Genomic DNA, 15,940 nt, shown 5'->3' with positions numbered 1-15,940 from the left:
CCATGAGTTCGAAAACCAGGATCATCGTGTTACATATGAAGGAAGTGGTATATACCATCGCCTTTCTGATTCTTGCTGTTCTTCTGGGAATCCTGATCTACTTTATGTTCGGGCCTGGAAAAAGCCAGACCACTTCTGCTGCTGGAGAGGGGCTTTATACGCCTGGCGTTTACCGCAGTTCCCTTACTTTGAATAAAAATACTTTTGACGTGGAAGTTACAGTAGATCAAAACAATATCCAGTCTATTGAGCTGGTAAATTTAAGTGAAAGCACCACTGCCATGTTTCCGCTGGTAAAGCCTTCTCTGGAGTCACTGGCCAGCCAGATTGTTGACAGCCAGTCCCTGGACGACCTGAAATATTCCACAGACAGGAAATATACGTCACAGCTGCTTATTTCTGCCATTGAAGATGCATTAAAAAAGGCGGAGAACCATGTAAGTTCTCCGCCGGCAGAGCAATAAACAAACCTAATTATTTCCTGCCTTTACAGCTGCATGCTCCGCGAAATACAGCTGTAAAATACATGGAAAGCATACCGCACAATCGTTTTATACTTCAAGCTTCTCCAGAGCTTCCATCCATACCGCTGCGCTTGCATCACTTGGCATACGCAGGTCACCTCTTGGAGACAGCGCCACACTACCTACCTTCGGGCCGTCAGGAAGACAGGAGCGTTTGAACTGCTGGGCAAAAAATCTGCGGTAGAAGATTTTCAGCCATTTCAGAATCGTAGCCTTGTCATAGGTACCCTCAAAGGTACGGCAGGCAATGCGATAGATCTTATCCGGTTCAAAGCCTGCACGAAGCATATAATACAGATAAAAATCATGAAGTTCATAAGGACCAACCAAATCTTCTGTTTTCTGCGCGATCTTGCCGTCCTTAGGCGGCAGAAGCTCCGGACTTACCGGAGTATCCAGAATATCCAGAAGAACTTCTTCCAGCTCTTTCTCTCCGCAGGTATCTGCATAATAGCGGACAAGATGTCTTACAAGCGTTTTGGGAACAGAGGCATTTACACCATACATGGACATATGGTCTCCATTATAGGTTGCCCATCCAAGAGCAAGCTCGGAAAGGTCACCGGTTCCCACAAGAAGTGCTCCCTCCTGGTTTGCCATATCCATAAGAATCTGCGTACGCTCTCTGGCCTGACAGTTCTCATAGGTTACATCATGAACAGAATCGTCGTGACCGATATCACGGAAATGGATATTTACCGCCTCTTTAATATTTACCTCCGTCAGAGCAGCACCAAGGCACTGGCTTAATTTGCAGGCATTCTGGTAAGTTCTGTCTGTGGTGCCAAAGCATGGCATGGTAATGCAGCGGATATTCTCAGATGGCAGTCCCATCAGCTGGAAAGTACGTGCAATTACAAGCAATGCCAGTGTGGAATCAAGTCCCCCGGAAAGACCAACCATTGCCTTCTGACAGTGGATGTGGCTCATTCTTTTCTTAAGTCCCATAGCCTGAATGTTCAGAATCTCCTCACAGCGCATATCACGCTCTTCTTTTACAGAAGGTACGAAAGGATAGGGGGCAAACTTCCTGGTAAGAGAGGTCTCTTCCACTTCCACCTCAAAAGGTACGATCTGGCAGTCAGCATCATCAGATGCCGGATAGGTGGAAAGTCTTCTTCTCTCATCTGCCAGTCTCTGCACATCAATTTCTCCGTAGATCACAGTGTTCTGGAAGCGCTTCGCCTCTGCCAGCATGGTGCCATTCTCTGCGATCAGGTTCTGTCCGCCAAATACCAGATCCTGGGAGGATTCACCCTCTCCTGCTGTGGCGTAAATATAGCCGCACACCAGTCTGGCAGACTGACCCTTCACCAGATCACGGCGGTAGGAATCCTTGCCAACCATCTCATCACTGGCTGAAAGATTGACGATAATATGGGCACCGCCCTGTGCCAGATTTACACTAGGCGGAAGTGGAACCCACAGATCCTCGCAGATTTCTGCGCCAACTGTCAGCTCCGGCAATCCTTCACATGAGAAAATCAGATTGCTGGCAAAAGGTACGCTTTCCTCCCCAACTGTCACATCTGTCCACACATCCGCCCCAGAAGCAAAGTGTCTCTGCTCATAGAATTCATTATAGTTGGGAATATGAGTCTTAGGTACAAATCCAAGAATATTTCCGTGGTTCAATGCTGCTGCCACATTGTAGAGCTTGCCGTTCATCCGCATAGGAAGTCCCACAAAGATCAGCGCATCCACATCCGCAGTCTCCTCTGCAATAGTCAGAAGGCTCTCCCAGGCACTGTCCAGCAGTCTTCTCTGAAGGAAAAGATCCTGGCAGGTATAGCCTGTGATGCAAAGCTCCGGCAGTACCATCAGCTTTGCATGCTGTGTCTCCATTTCACGGATTACTTTCAGAATTGCACTGGTATTGGCCTTACAATCAGCAACTGTAACCTGCGGCGTTCCTGCCGCTACTTTAATAAATCCCTGATTCATATCCTAGTCCTCTCTTATCTAACCATTTCCACGCCTTAGAGCATGTTTGAAAAAGGCTTTCTGCAAGATGTGCGTCTACGACGGAAAATAGTGATTCTGTCTCAATTCAGCTTATTTGCATCTTCTTAGAATTTCTTTCAGCTCTTCTACTGTAAAATTGTAGTTGGTATTACAGAAATGGCAGTTCATCTCGATTGGCTTGCCTTCCTGGATCATTTCGTTTAATTCTTTTCTGCCGATGCTGATCAACGCTTTCGCTACTCGCTCCTTGGAGCAGTTGCAGTGGAAGCGGGTGTCCATCTTCTCGTTAATCTGCATGTCAAAGCCTTCCAACACTTTCTCCAGCAGACTCTCCGGGGTATGTCCCTCCTCTAACAGGTTGGTGACAGAGTTGATCTTCTGTACGTTCTGCTCTAACCTGGAAATCACTTCTTCCTCTGCAAATGGCATCAGCTGTACAATAAATCCACCAGCCTGACGTACTGTATTATTCTTATTCATCAGGACTCCAAGTCCAACTGCGGACGGTACCTGCTCACTTGTTGCAAAATAATAGGTCAGGTCTTCTGCAATCTCACAGGTCTGAAGCATAACCTGTCCGCTGTAAGGCTCTTTTAGCCCCATATCTTTAATCACAGTCAGGAATCCAGGACCAACTGCTCCTGCAACGTCCAGCTTACCTTTGGAATTTGCTGGAATGCAGACATCTGGATTTCCTACATAGCCCTTTATATTTCCCTGGGAATCGGCAGTTACCGTAATTCCCTGAAGGGGACCGCCGGCCTTGATCTGAAGGGTCAGAACATCTTTTTCCCCCTTCATCATGGAGCCCATCATGGCTCCTGCAGTCAGAAGTCTTCCAAGCGCTGCCGTAGCCACCGGACTTGTATTATGGTGCTCTCTTGCAGTCTCCACCATCTCAGTGGTCACTGCCGCAAATGCACGGATCTGGTCGTTAGCTGCAGTCGCGCGGATGATATAATCATTCATGTGTATTCTCCAATCTATACTGTTATAATGTTAATCGTAATCCTATAGCTATTTATCTTATTATTATATTATCATTTACCATGTTCCCTTACTACAAAGGTAAGCCTGCCGCTATCTTCCTTCGGTGGCTCCAGTGTATAAGCATCATACACTGCCAGAAGCTCCATCCCCGCTTTTCCAATAAGTTCCTTGATCTTCTCCAAAGAATAGGCTCTCTGATAGTGAACCTCCTCATCCTTCTCATAAAGTCCGTCCTCTCTTGGAATAAACAGAGCCAGCTCATATGTATTAATCCCGGTCTCCTCATCATAACTGTTCTCCCAGATAAAGCTTCCCTCATCCCGGTTCTCAGCAATCGTAGTATTCCCGATCATAGTCTGATACTTATAAACCGTATTCATATCAAACAGAAAAATTCCCTGAGGATCCAGATAATTATTTACCAGGGCAAACACATGCTCCAGCTCCTCTTCCTCTGTTATGTAATTCAGACTGTCACACACGCTTACCACAGCCCGTACGGTTCCATAAAGTTCAAACTCCTGCATATCCTGAAGAAGATACAGGATGTCATGCCCGGACTCTACCCGTTTCTCCATGGCCTCTGCCAACATTTCCCCGGAATTATCCACTCCGATCATGTCATAGCCAGCCTCTGCCAGTATCTCAGTCATGGTTCCCGTGCCGCAGCCAAGATCTAGCACAAGTCCGTCTGTGATTCCCTGCGCTGCAAGCTGCTGCTTCAGCCATTTGCCCCAGGTCTGGTAGTCCACATTGTCCTGGAACATATCATATACTCTGGCAAATTCGCCATAAGCCTGAAAATTATCCATATTCCCTCCAACTGTCACGGACACAGCCATCCATCCCGGGTAGCTGTGTCCGTGTAAGTCAACATTCTGCTTTTTCTGTTATTACTCTACAGGCATATAATATACGTCTGCACCTTCTCCATGCCAGTAATAATCCACATCATTCTGATCGTAAACGTCCTCATTATTTACAAAACGATAGGTATTTCCATCAAAGTCAACCCAGTTTCCATTTCCATCCGGAGTAATTACAAGGGGATGGCCATCGGAGTTACGGTAAATAGTTCTGGTCTGGTTGGTGTCTGTAAGCTGCTCCTGGGTAAATCCGCCGGAGTTTGTGATTGTTCCATCACTGCTTCCATCACCTGAGGACGCAGAATCAGTACCTGCACTCTGTGTTCCGTCAGTGGAACCATCTGTGCTTCCCTCAGTGCTTCCGTCTGCACTGTCAGAAGACTGTACCGGTGCAGCAGCTTTCAAAGAAGACTCTCCTGCAATTCCGAAGGAATCAACTGCAGCCTTAACTCCTGCATAAGAAGCCTCATCCACAACAGATCCGCAGATATTGTAATACTCATCAGAGCTCTTATAAATTTTATGGATCGCATAAACATATCCGCCGCTCTTGGAAGCATCTGTGTACTTCACAGTGTAAGAATAAACGCCTACTCCCTCCACATCACTGGCGGTATAATCCTGGATCTCAAAGTCAGTACCTTCTGCAAGGTCAGAAGCCTGCTCTAATGCCACAGCCAGATCCTGCGTATCCGGAAGCATAGCAGAAGACATATCCTCTTCTCCCTGTCCATGAAGGATCAGTATCTTACCCTGCTCCGGGGATTCGAAGCTGAGCATATCTGCCTCATCCGCCTTATTGGACCAGGTAGCATCTGGAAGCTTAATGGAGACAGCCCCATTGCTTGATGTATAGGTGCTGTCCTGTACGTCTGGCGCGATGGTTGGCTCCGGAGTAGGTGTAGCGGTTGCTTCCGGAGCAGGTGTCTCAGTTACCACTACCTGTTCTTCCGGCTCGTCTCCGCCAAAACTGCAGCCTGTAGCAGCTGCAGAAATAATTGCTGATATCGTTAAGATTGCTAAAATCTTTTTGTTCTTCATAGTATCCTCCTTATTTCTTTTCATAAGTAAATTTTGTAAATCTACATTATTCTATTTCATTAACAAAACGAAAATATTTCTCGTTTATAAAAATCTCCCGAGCTGTATTTTACAATTTTATTACAATCCTGTCAATGGATTTCCCACTGCAGAATCTAAATTTGCTGTGAAAATATTATAAACTTTCGTGACGAACTTTATACATTTTTTCAAAGAGTGTTGGTAAAATCCTGTCTGCAAAATGTACGTTGTATTTGACAGCATATTTTGCTAACCTGAATTTCTTTTTTATTTTACGCTCTGTTTGTCATACTTTTGTAATATTTATTTTCCGTATTCGTACATATGCAATTTATGAAGCGCTCTGGTAGCTGCAATATAACGTCCCTGTTTTGCAATCAGGCTCTGATCTGCTGCAGGGAACAGGGAAAATACCTGGTCAAATTCCAGACCTTTTGCAAGATAAAACGTAGTAACTGTAAGGCCTTTGCAGAAGCTGTTGCTATCACGATGCAGGTACGAGAAACGATTTTCCATATCAAACCCTGTATTTTCCAGTTTTTCTTTCAAAATGCGGGCGGCTTCTTTTGCCTCAGATTCCGTGCGAAGGATCAACGCAGCTGTCTCAAACTGTTCCGTTCCCAGCTGAAGCTTATTCACAAGCTCGTCCAGAGCCGCTTCCATTGCCTGCTGTTTTTTCCCTTTAAAAAATAATTCTTCCACCGGATCGCCATGACGATCAAACAAATCCATATCTGTAATCCCTGCAAGCTGATTCGCATAAGAAGCAATCTCCACAGTGTTTCGGTAGCTTTTGTTCATGACGATCCTGCGGATCTCTTTTCCGAAAATTTTCGGTAAAAACCCAAGGACATCCTGAGCCTCATCTTCCATAGTCTGGGCTTTGTCCCCCAGAATGGTCATACGACAGGGGAACATCATTTTTAGAATCAGATACTGAAGCCTTGAATAATCCTGCATTTCGTCTACTACCAGGTGCTTGATACCATTGTGACTGGTCTGGCGAAGAAGGCGGTACTTCATGTAAAGCACCGGATAGACGTCCTCGTACCGAAGCTTTCGCTCCTGAAGCTGTACATGAGGAAGTCCCGGATAGCCGCAGCTTTCCAGAAAACGGCTGTAGATCACATAGAGATCCTGTGTCTCATACATATTCATGAATTTCTCCATTACAATGGCACGTTCTTCCTCATCCATATCATTGTCCCGAAGCGTCTCTACCTCATCAATGAAATTCTCTGCAACTGCCTCCATACGTGATAACAGAGGGATATCCTGAAATTTAAAGTAAAAAAGATCAATGATCTCCTCTTCCTTTTTCGTAAAGCTCTTATATTCCACATCATGAAAATCCATCAGCTCATCTTCTAAGGAGGTGAGATACCCCTCCATCTGATTCAAAAATTCCCTGGACTGTTTTTCCTTATATAAGGAAGGCATATCCGGGAAATTCAGGCTGCGCTCAATCTGGTCATAACGGTCTTCGCAGTCAGATACCGTATCTTTCAACTGTCTGTAGGCAAAAAGATCAAAGCTCATTTCTTTAATATTTTCCTCTCCCAGTTCCGGAAGTATATGGGAAATATAATCAGAAAAAATGCTGTTGGGAGACAGGATCAGGATATTGGAGGATTTCAGATTCTTGCGGTCGTGATACAAAAGATAGGCAATTCTGTGCAAGGCAATGGAGGTCTTGCCGCTTCCGGCTGCGCCCTGGATTACCATGATCTTATCCCTGGTGTTTCGGATGATGGCATTCTGCTCTTTCTGGATGGTGCGGACAATATTTTTCAGCGCAGTGCTGCCTCCGCTGCCAAGCTCTGCCATAAGAATCTCGTCATCAATCTTCACATCACTTTCAAACTGGTAAATCATACGGCCATTTCGAATCTTGTACTGCCACTTGGAGGCAATTTCACCGCAGATGGTTCCCAGCGGTGCCTGGTAAGACGCCGGACCTTTATCATAGTCGTAGAAAAGCCCGCTGACAGGAGCACGCCAGTCATAGATCAGCGGCGTATGCCCTGCCTCTTCTGCAAAATTTCCGATTCCAATATAAAAAATCTCCGGCTCCTCATCCCCTTCAAATACGAAATCCACTCTTCCAAAGAAAGGGGAATCCAGCATTTTACGAAATCTTTTTCGCAAATGGATCTGCTGCTCGTTGGCGTTGATCTGGTGAAGAAGTGCCTGCTGGTTATCGAAATTTTCGTAACCATACTGGTCCATCTCCGTATAGTTCTCCCAGTAATACTCATGCATTCCTTCGATATCCTTCTGTCCTTCCAGAATGGACTGGCTGATATGGGCGATCCTGGTTTCTAATTTATCTGTAACGTATGCAAGAAAAGCTGCTCCGTCTTTATTATCAATTGTCATTGGGGGTATACTCCTTTAACATTCGCGCTGCAGCCCTTTCTACCAGTCTTGTAAAAAGACACCCAGAGCTGCTGCAATAAATGAGGTTTTTTCGTTGTCATGACTTTGTCCCTGCCTTCCTTTCCGGCAGAAACTTTGCTCCATTATACATTATCTGAGGGTAAAAGTACAGACAGCAAATCCCTGGATTTTTTCTCTCTGAAGACAAAAAAACAGCAGTTTTTCCGTATATTTTCCGAAAAAGCTGCTGTATTTTTTTATCTGTTTCACTTACTTTTATGCAGTCTGCGTCTTATCAAACTGGCTGTTGTAAAGATCTGCGTAGAAGCCTTTCTTTGCAAGCAGCTCTTCATGGCTGCCCTGCTCGATAATGTCACCATCCTTCATAACCAGGATCAGATCTGCGTCCCTGATGGTGGAAAGTCTGTGAGCGATGACAAAGCTGGTTCTGCCTTTCATCAGGTTATCCATAGCTTTCTGGATCTGTACCTCGGTTCTGGTATCAACGGAGGAGGTAGCCTCATCCAGGATCAGAATCTTATTGTCTGCAAGAATGGCTCTTGCAATTGTCAGGAGCTGCTTCTGGCCCTGGGAAACATTGCTGGTCTCCTCATCCAGAACCATGTTATAGCCTCCCGGCTGCTGCATGATAAAGTTGTGGATATGAGCAGCCTTTGCTGCTGCGATCACTTCCTCATCGGTAGCATCCAGCCGTCCATAGCGGATGTTTTCCATAATGGTTCCGGAAAACAGCCAGGTATCCTGAAGCACCATTCCAAACATTTCATGAAGCTCGCTTCTGTTGAAATCTTTTACATCATGGCCATCTACTTTAATAGAACCACTGTTTACATCATAGAAGCGCATGAGCAGCTTAACCATGGTGGTTTTTCCTGCACCGGTAGGACCTACAATTGCAATTTTCTGACCGTCTCTGACCTTTGCCGAAAAATCATGGACAATGATCTTTTCCGGATTGTAGCCGAAGCTTACATGATCAAATTCTACATTTCCGCTGAGCCCGTCAATAGAAACGGCATTCTCTTTGGTGGTCTCCTCTTCCTCCTCATCCAGAAACTCAAACACACGCTCGGAAGCGGCAGCTGAGGACTGAAGCAGGTTGGTTACCTGTGCAATCTGCTGGATGGGCTGGGTAAAGTTGCGGATATACTGGAAGAAGGACTGAATATCACCTACTTCAATAGAACCTTTGATCGTGAACCATCCTCCAAGAAGGGCTACCATAACATATCCAAGATTTCCAACAAACTGCATGACCGGCATCATGATTCCGGAGAAAAACTGGGATTTCCAGGCTGATTCGTAAAGCTTCTGGTTGTCTTTTTCAAATTCTGCAACTACGTCTTCTTCTTTATTAAATACCTTCACTACATTGTGTCCGCCATAGTTCTCTTCAATCTGGCCATTTACCTCCCCCAGATACTTCTGCTGTGCCTGGAAATATTTCTGGGAGTGCTTCATAACGAAATTGATGATAAACATGGACAGCGGAAGGATCAGAAGGGCAGCCAGAGTCATCCACACATTGATGGACAGCATCATCACAAACACACCGATCAGGGTGGTAACTGATGTGATCAGCTGGGTAATACTCTGGTTCAGGCTCATCTGAAGGGTATCCACATCGTTCGTTACGCGGGAAAGGATTTCGCCGTTTGTCCGGCTCTCATAATAGTTCATTGGGAGGCGGCTGAATTTCTTTGAAATATCTTTACGTAAATTGTAGGTAACGTCGTTGGAAATTCCGGTCATCACATAACCCTGGATAAAGGAGAAGCAGGCACTTGCCAGATACAGTCCTAATGTCCATAACAAAATATAGCCAATTTTTTCAAAATCAATGCTTCCGGTGCCGTTTACCTTGGCTACCAGGCCGTTAAAAAGCTCTGTTGTTGCCTTTCCAAGGATCTTTGGTCCTACAATGTTAAAAATAGTTCCTGCAATTGCAAACAGAAACATGAGAACGAAACGGATTTTGTAGCGTTCCATGTATTTCAAAAGTCGTTTCATTGCTCCTTTAAAGTCTTTTGCCTTTTCCCCGGAGTTCATTGCACGGCTCCGATGACCACCCATCACAGGGCCTCTGGCTTTGTTTTCACTCATGCTAATTCCTCCTCTGAAAGCTGTGACATGGCGATCTGGCGGTAAACCTCACAGTTCTTCATCAGTTCCTTGTGGGTACCGATGCCTGCCATATTTCCGTCATCCAGCACGATGATCTGATCTGCATTCAGGATGGTGCTGATTCGCTGTGCTACGATAATCGTGGTAATATCCTTTGTCTTTTCCTTCAGGGCCTTGCGAAGCTTGCTGTCAGTCTTGAAATCAAGTGCGGAAAAGCTGTCGTCAAAAATCAGGATTTCCGGCTTTTTGGCAATCGCTCTTGCAATGGAAAGACGCTGCTTCTGGCCACCGGATACATTATTTCCTCCCTGGGAAATAGGTGCTTTGTAGCCTTCCGGTTTCGCTTCAATAAAGTCATCAGACTGTGCGATCTGAGCTGCCAGTTTTACATCTTCCTCTGGCATATCCGGCTTACCGTAACGAATGTTGGAGTCGATGGTTCCAGAGAACAGGACTCCCTTCTGAGGTACATAGCCCAGACGGTCACGAAGCTCATGCTGTGTCATATTTCGTACATCCACACCATCTACTTTGACACAGCCCTTCGTTGCATCATAAAATCTGGGGATCAGGTTGATCAGCGTACTCTTGCCGCTTCCGGTACTTCCGATGATAGCAACAGTCTGGCCTTTTTCTGCCTTAAAGGTAATGTCGTTGATGACATTTTCCCCTGCTTCCGGATAAGCGAAGCTTACATGGTCAAATTCGACCGTTCCTTTTTCCTGCTTATCTGGCATTACCGGTTCCTCCGGATCATTTACAGATGGCTCCATTTCCAGAACCTCACAGATTCGGCCTGCTGCCACGTTTGCCCTTGGGAGCATAATGGAAATAGCTGTGATCATCAGGAAGGACATAATAATCTGCATAGCGTACTGGATAAATGCCATCATATTTCCTACCTGCATAGTTCCATTGTCAACGCCATGTGCACCGAAATAGATAATCGCTACAGATACACCGTTCATGATCAGCATCATGATCGGCATCATAAATGTCATACAGCGGTTTACAAACAGGTTTGTCTTTGTCAGATCCATATTTGCTTTTTCAAAACGCTCTTCCTCATGCTTCTCACGGCTGAATGCGCGGATAACCGGGATTCCGGTAAGGATTTCCCTGGTTACCAGGTTCAGACGGTCAATGAGAGTCTGCAGCCTGGTGAATTTCGGCATTGCAATCTGGAACAGTACAAAAATAACAATCAGAATGATGGCTACTGCGGCTCCAAGGATCCAGGTCATGGAGGAATCGGTCTGGAGAACCTTGATCACGCCTCCGATGCCAAGGATGGGCGCATACAGAACGATTCTGAACATCATGGTCATAACCTGCTGTACCTGCTGCACATCGTTGGTACTTCGCGTGATCAGGGATGCAGTGGAAAATTTATGATATTCGTTACTGGAGAAATGAATAACCTTGCGGTATACATTATCTCGCAGATCATGTCCAAGGGCTGCTGCCACTCTTGCTGAAAGGAAGGTAACACTTACAGCGGTCAGCATGATCACCAGCGCCATCAGAACCATCTGGATTCCGGATGTCCGGATGTAATTCATCTGAATTGCGTCCGAATCCTCGCCCATAGCTTCGTATTCTGTTTTTACACCACTGACAGCGGCCTGTGTAAGAATGGATTCCGGCATGTCGGAAAGCTTCTCATCTGCAGCCTCCAGCATCTGTTTTTTTGCATCCTCCGGCATTGCTGACAAAACCTGCATTGGGTCCGTTCCTTCCGGTACCTGCATCTGGGAAAGCATTTTCTGGCTCTCTTCACTGCCAGAGGTAAAAGAGGTGTACATCATCAGAGGTTTGCACAGAAGATCGTTTAATTCCTCACGTTTATCCCCTGTAATGCCACCTTTCAGTTCATATGTGTCTCCATCCAGGACATAAGAGTCCTGAACTTCTTTCTGTGTGTCTTCGTCCATAAAAATCTGCAGATTTTCCATTGTGCTCTGACGCATTTTTTCCGGAACACCATCTGGTATTCCCCCCTGCTGGATACCTACGTTAATTACCTTGGAGGTATAATCCGGCAAGGACAGATCACAGTATGCCTGCAAAAACAGCAGTCCAATGATCAGGACGACGTAGCCTGCTGATTTTTTCAGATACTTCATTAATTTAATCATGCTTGGGTTGTCCTTTCTACATTTTTTCAAAACATCCAGGCTTTTCTGCCTGTTGCTTTGTTTTTCAGTTTCCTGTGCTACTTTTTATTATGGCAAAAATGTCCCATGCACATTTCTTCCGGTGAAAACTCTGGTGCTGGCATTGCCGCAATATTTTCCTTAATCTGTATGCAGAATCGTTTCATCAGACATAACTCACTTTCGGAAAATCCGTTCAGAACCTGTTTTTCTCCTTCCTTTGCCATGCGCATACCTTCATTAATTATTGCTTTTCCTTCTTCTGTAAGATAAATCCGGCTTATGCGTTGATCTTTTTCATCCTGTTTTCGAACTATAATACCGATTTTTTCCAGGCGTTGGATACTTACGGTAACAGTAGGCGGCTTCACGCCTAACTGGCTGGCCAGTTCTTTCTGGCTGCATCCGTTTTCTTTCCACAGAACAGCCAGAATAGGCATTTGTCTTGGATGGATTCCCAGACTTTTAAGTTTACCAAAGCATTTTTCCATATACATGCGGCTGATTTCCATAATCAGACGTTGAATGCTTTTCTCATTGTTGTTTTCCAAATTCTCACCTCACTTGCTGTCTGAAACTGAGATACAAGCTTTGGAGTGTGTATTACAGTTTCAAGTTCCTGTTCAGCTTTCTCATATTAGTTAGCCGACTAATTTTATAGTTTACACTTTTTCACAAGAAACGCAAGTGTTTTTTGTGCAGTTTATATTTTTTTTAGATTTGTGTCTTAAATTTATTGAATTTAAAATATGTATTTATTTTGTCGGCTAATTATTATGTATAAGACCACATTATCTGTTGTCCGGAATTTTCATGGTAAAAAGAATCCTGCTTGCAGGATTCTCCATTTGCGGCGGGTCGCCTGGAGCGACAACACCCCTTCCGTCGCAGTGCAATCCCGCCTGGTAAGCTTTTTATGTAATACGTAACAGGAAATTCCTGTAGCAAAAAAACACCGCCTGCCAAGCGGTTTTCACAGCTTTGACAAGCGGTATTAAATTATTGAATATTGTGATTTCAAATAAACTGATTGGTCTCTTCGTCGTAGTGGTAGTCGATGGAATCCATCTTATCCAACAGGGATTCCCTGTTCAGTCCGCGGCAGGTGCACAGTGCTTCCAGAGAATCGTAATAATCCCGAAGCTGGGTATTTACATAACTAAGCAGAATCATAGGATCTTTTGGTATCATAAGACTTGGACTCCTTTTCTTTTCCTTTACTTCACTTTAACCACATACTCTCCATTCTCCACATCCAGTACCAGTGTATCGCCGGTATGGACTTCGCCTGAAAGGATTTTTCTGGCAGTCAGTGTCTCTACATATTTCTGAAGATAACGCTTCAGAGGTCTTGCACCGTAGACAGGATCGTAACCATTGTCAATGACATCCTTCTTGGCTGCATCTGTCAGCTCCAGGGAAAGCTCCTGGTCGGCAAGACGGTCATTCAGCTCTTTTACCATCAGATCAACGATACTACCAATATTATCTTTTGTCAACGGCTTAAACAGAATGATCTCATCAAGACGGTTCAGGAATTCCGGACGGAAATGTCCGCGCAGATCATCCATAACCTCTTTCTGGGCTTCTTCCTTGATTTCTCCATTTTCATCAATACCATCCAGCAGATAAGGAGATCCGATATTGGAGGTCATGATCAGAATTGTATTCTTGAAGTCTACAGTACGTCCCTGGGAATCGGTAATACGACCATCATCCAGTACCTGCAGAAGTACATTGAATACATCTGGATGTGCCTTCTCAATCTCATCGAAAAGTACAACGCTGTACGGTTTCCGACGAACAGCCTCTGTAAGCTGTCCGCCTTCCTCGTATCCAACATATCCTGGAGGAGCTCCGATCAGTCTGGATACAGAGTATTTCTCCATGTACTCGCTCATGTCAATACGAACCATATTCTGCTCATCATCGAAAAGAGTCTGTGCAAGGGTTTTGGCAAGCTCTGTTTTACCAACACCGGTAGGTCCAAGGAACAGGAAAGAACCGATTGGTTTGGTCGGATCTTTGATTCCTGCTTTGGAACGAAGGATGGCATCGGTTACACGGCGCACACCTTCCTCCTGACCGATAACACGTTTGTGGAGCTCATCTTCCAGATGAAGCAGTTTGGCACGCTCTCCCTCTGTCAGCCTTGCTACCGGAATGCCAGTCCAACGGGAAATGATCCTTGCGATTTCATCGTCTGTTACTACTTCGTGGACAAGGCTTCTGTCACTCTCTTTTGTATTGCGCTCTTCAATTTCCAGCTGCTGCTGTAATTTCGGCAGCTCGCCATACTGCAGTTCGGAAGCTTTCTCCAGATCATAGTTCTGTCTTGCGATCTGGATCTGTTTGTTCATATCCTCAATCTGTTCACGAAGCTTCTGAAGCTTCTCTACAGAATGTTTCTCGTTCTCCCACTGAGCCTTCTGGGTATTAAAGGAATCCTGCATTTCCGCAAGCTCCTTCTGGAGCTCTTCCAGACGCTCTTTGCTTAAATTATCGGTTTCCTTCTTCAGAGACAACTCTTCCATTTTCATCTGATCGATTTTACGGCGCTGCTCATCCAGCTCAGTTGGCATGGAATCCAGCTCTGTTTTGATCAGGGCACAGGCCTCATCTACCAGGTCAATTGCCTTATCCGGAAGAAAACGGTCTGTAATATAACGATGTGAAAGTGTTGCAGCTGCAACAAGTGCGCTGTCTGTGATTTTAACACCATGGAATACTTCGTAACGTTCTCTCAGACCACGAAGGATAGAAATGGTATCTTCCACAGTTGGCTCATCTACCATAACCGGCTGGAAACGACGTTCCAGGGCAGCGTCTTTCTCAATATACTGACGATACTCATCCAGTGTGGTAGCACCGATGCAGTGAAGCTCACCACGGGCAAGCATTGGTTTCAGCATATTGCTGGCATCCATTGCGCCATCCGTCTTACCTGCACCTACGATCAGATGAAGCTCATCAATAAACAGGATGATCTGACCTTCGCTCTTTTTTACCTCTTCAAGAACTGCTTTCAGACGTTCCTCAAATTCACCACGGTATTTGGCACCTGCTACCAGTGCACCCATATCCAGAGCAAAAATTTTCTTATCCTTCAGTGCTTCCGGAACATCTCCTGCTACAATTCGCTGTGCAAGACCTTCCACAGCGGCTGTTTTACCAACACCAGGTTCACCGATGAGAACCGGATTGTTCTTGGTCTTACGGGAAAGAATACGGATCACATTCCGGATCTCACTGTCACGTCCAATGACCGGATCCAGCTTCTGGCTTCTTGCCTTTTCCACAAGATCCTCGCCATATTTATTTAAAGTATCATAAGTGGCTTCCGGATTGTCGCTTACTACACGCTGGTTTCCACGTACTGTGGAAAGTGCCTGCAGGAAGCGTTCTTTGGTAATGCCAAATTCGCTCCAGATTTTCTTCATGCTGGGGCTTGGATATTTCAGCAGGGACAGGAAAAGATGCTCTACGGATACGTATTCATCTCCCATTGCCTTAGCTTCATCTTCTGCATTTACAAGTGCCCTATTCAGATATTGTCCGAACCGGAGTTCGCCGCCAGATACTTTGACTTTTGCATCCAGGGCGTTCTTTACTGTGTTCAGAAAATATTCTTTATTTATTTCCATCTTCTCGATCAGTTTGAGAATCAGGCTGTCTTCTTGTGTCAGGAGGGTATATAACAGATGCTCCTGTTCGATTTCCTGGTTGCCATATTCGTAAGCAACCTTCTCCAGATCCTGAACAGCCTGTACGGATTTCTGCGTAAATTTGCTGATGTTCATAGGCTCTCCTCCTTCAGCTTGGGTGAATGAAAATAATTCCACCCAACTATTTT

The 15,940-nt window shown here is 45.2% G+C and carries 11 protein-coding genes; 1 reads left to right on the top strand and 10 read right to left on the bottom strand.

Annotated features, from left to right (window positions below; all coding sequences use genetic code 11):
- Positions 1–2: 2 nt before the first annotated feature.
- Positions 3–464, top strand: a complete 462-nt coding sequence (locus tag I2D69_RS01165; RefSeq protein ID WP_173717448.1) for a hypothetical protein — start codon at positions 3–5, stop codon at positions 462–464.
- 87 nt (positions 465–551) lie between these two features.
- Here the strand turns inward: I2D69_RS01165 and I2D69_RS01160 are convergent, their stop codons facing one another.
- The 10 genes from I2D69_RS01160 to clpB all read right to left on the bottom strand — a co-directional run bounded on the left by I2D69_RS01160 (position 552) and on the right by clpB (position 15,887).
- Entirely contained in the window at positions 552–2,468 is a 1,917-nt protein-coding gene (locus I2D69_RS01160) for an NAD(+) synthase (protein ID WP_173769580.1), read from the bottom strand.
- A 111-nt stretch (positions 2,469–2,579) separates the two neighbouring features.
- Entirely contained in the window at positions 2,580–3,458 is an 879-nt protein-coding gene (gene hslO, locus I2D69_RS01155) for an Hsp33 family molecular chaperone HslO (RefSeq protein WP_195379265.1), read from the bottom strand.
- 71 nt (positions 3,459–3,529) lie between these two features.
- The gene (locus I2D69_RS01150; protein ID WP_148461235.1) at positions 3,530–4,291 is read right to left on the bottom strand and encodes a class I SAM-dependent methyltransferase; all 762 of its coding nucleotides are present in this window, start codon (positions 4,289–4,291) and stop codon (positions 3,530–3,532) included.
- Between the two features lie 81 nt (positions 4,292–4,372).
- Entirely contained in the window at positions 4,373–5,386 is a 1,014-nt protein-coding gene (locus I2D69_RS01145) for a hypothetical protein (RefSeq protein ID WP_173773391.1), read from the bottom strand.
- A 324-nt stretch (positions 5,387–5,710) separates the two neighbouring features.
- Positions 5,711–7,786, bottom strand: a complete 2,076-nt coding sequence (locus tag I2D69_RS01140) for a UvrD-helicase domain-containing protein (protein WP_195379264.1) — start codon at positions 7,784–7,786, stop codon at positions 5,711–5,713.
- A 276-nt stretch (positions 7,787–8,062) separates the two neighbouring features.
- A complete protein-coding gene (locus tag I2D69_RS01135; RefSeq protein WP_195379263.1) occupies positions 8,063–9,910 on the bottom strand; it encodes an ABC transporter ATP-binding protein in 1,848 nt (615 codons plus the stop codon).
- Entirely contained in the window at positions 9,907–12,069 is a 2,163-nt protein-coding gene (locus I2D69_RS01130) for an ABC transporter ATP-binding protein (protein ID WP_195379262.1), read from the bottom strand. Before I2D69_RS01130 ends, I2D69_RS01135 begins: the two co-directional genes overlap by 4 nt.
- A gap of 77 nt (positions 12,070–12,146) precedes the next feature.
- The gene (locus tag I2D69_RS01125; RefSeq protein WP_227198725.1) at positions 12,147–12,638 is read right to left on the bottom strand and encodes a MarR family transcriptional regulator; all 492 of its coding nucleotides are present in this window, start codon (positions 12,636–12,638) and stop codon (positions 12,147–12,149) included.
- Positions 12,639–13,104: 466 nt separating this feature from the next.
- Positions 13,105–13,278: a DUF4250 domain-containing protein gene (locus I2D69_RS01120; protein WP_118582984.1), complete on the bottom strand. Its 174-nt coding sequence runs from the start codon at positions 13,276–13,278 to the stop codon at positions 13,105–13,107.
- Positions 13,279–13,304: 26 nt separating this feature from the next.
- Complete coding sequence (gene clpB / locus I2D69_RS01115) at positions 13,305–15,887, bottom strand: ATP-dependent chaperone ClpB (RefSeq protein ID WP_195379261.1); 2,583 nt, start codon at positions 15,885–15,887, stop codon at positions 13,305–13,307.
- Positions 15,888–15,940: the final 53 nt, after the last annotated feature.

The organism is Ruminococcus sp. D54t1_190329_F1 (assembly GCF_015551645.1).
In the GTDB taxonomy this organism is placed as follows: Bacteria; Bacillota; Clostridia; order Lachnospirales; family Lachnospiraceae; genus Blautia_A; species Blautia_A faecis.
Note: the sequence above shows the minus strand (reverse complement) of the source record. Positions and strands in the feature narration are given on the sequence as shown.

Bases quoted from the DNA above. Each gene is read 5' to 3' on its own strand.
- I2D69_RS01165 (WP_173717448.1), top strand. From the start codon at position 3: ATGAGTTCGAAAACCAGGATCATCGTGTTACATATGAAGGAAGTGGTA.
- I2D69_RS01160 (WP_173769580.1), bottom strand. From the start codon at position 2,468: ATGAATCAGGGATTTATTAAAGTAGCGGCAGGAACGCCGCAGGTTACA.
- hslO (WP_195379265.1), bottom strand. From the start codon at position 3,458: ATGAATGATTATATCATCCGCGCGACTGCAGCTAACGACCAGATCCGT.
- I2D69_RS01150 (WP_148461235.1), bottom strand. From the start codon at position 4,291: ATGGATAATTTTCAGGCTTATGGCGAATTTGCCAGAGTATATGATATG.
- I2D69_RS01145 (WP_173773391.1), bottom strand. From the start codon at position 5,386: ATGAAGAACAAAAAGATTTTAGCAATCTTAACGATATCAGCAATTATT.
- I2D69_RS01140 (WP_195379264.1), bottom strand. From the start codon at position 7,786: ATGACAATTGATAATAAAGACGGAGCAGCTTTTCTTGCATACGTTACA.
- I2D69_RS01135 (WP_195379263.1), bottom strand. From the start codon at position 9,910: ATGAGTGAAAACAAAGCCAGAGGCCCTGTGATGGGTGGTCATCGGAGC.
- I2D69_RS01130 (WP_195379262.1), bottom strand. From the start codon at position 12,069: ATGATTAAATTAATGAAGTATCTGAAAAAATCAGCAGGCTACGTCGTC.
- I2D69_RS01120 (WP_118582984.1), bottom strand. From the start codon at position 13,278: ATGATACCAAAAGATCCTATGATTCTGCTTAGTTATGTAAATACCCAG.
- clpB (WP_195379261.1), bottom strand. From the start codon at position 15,887: ATGAACATCAGCAAATTTACGCAGAAATCCGTACAGGCTGTTCAGGAT.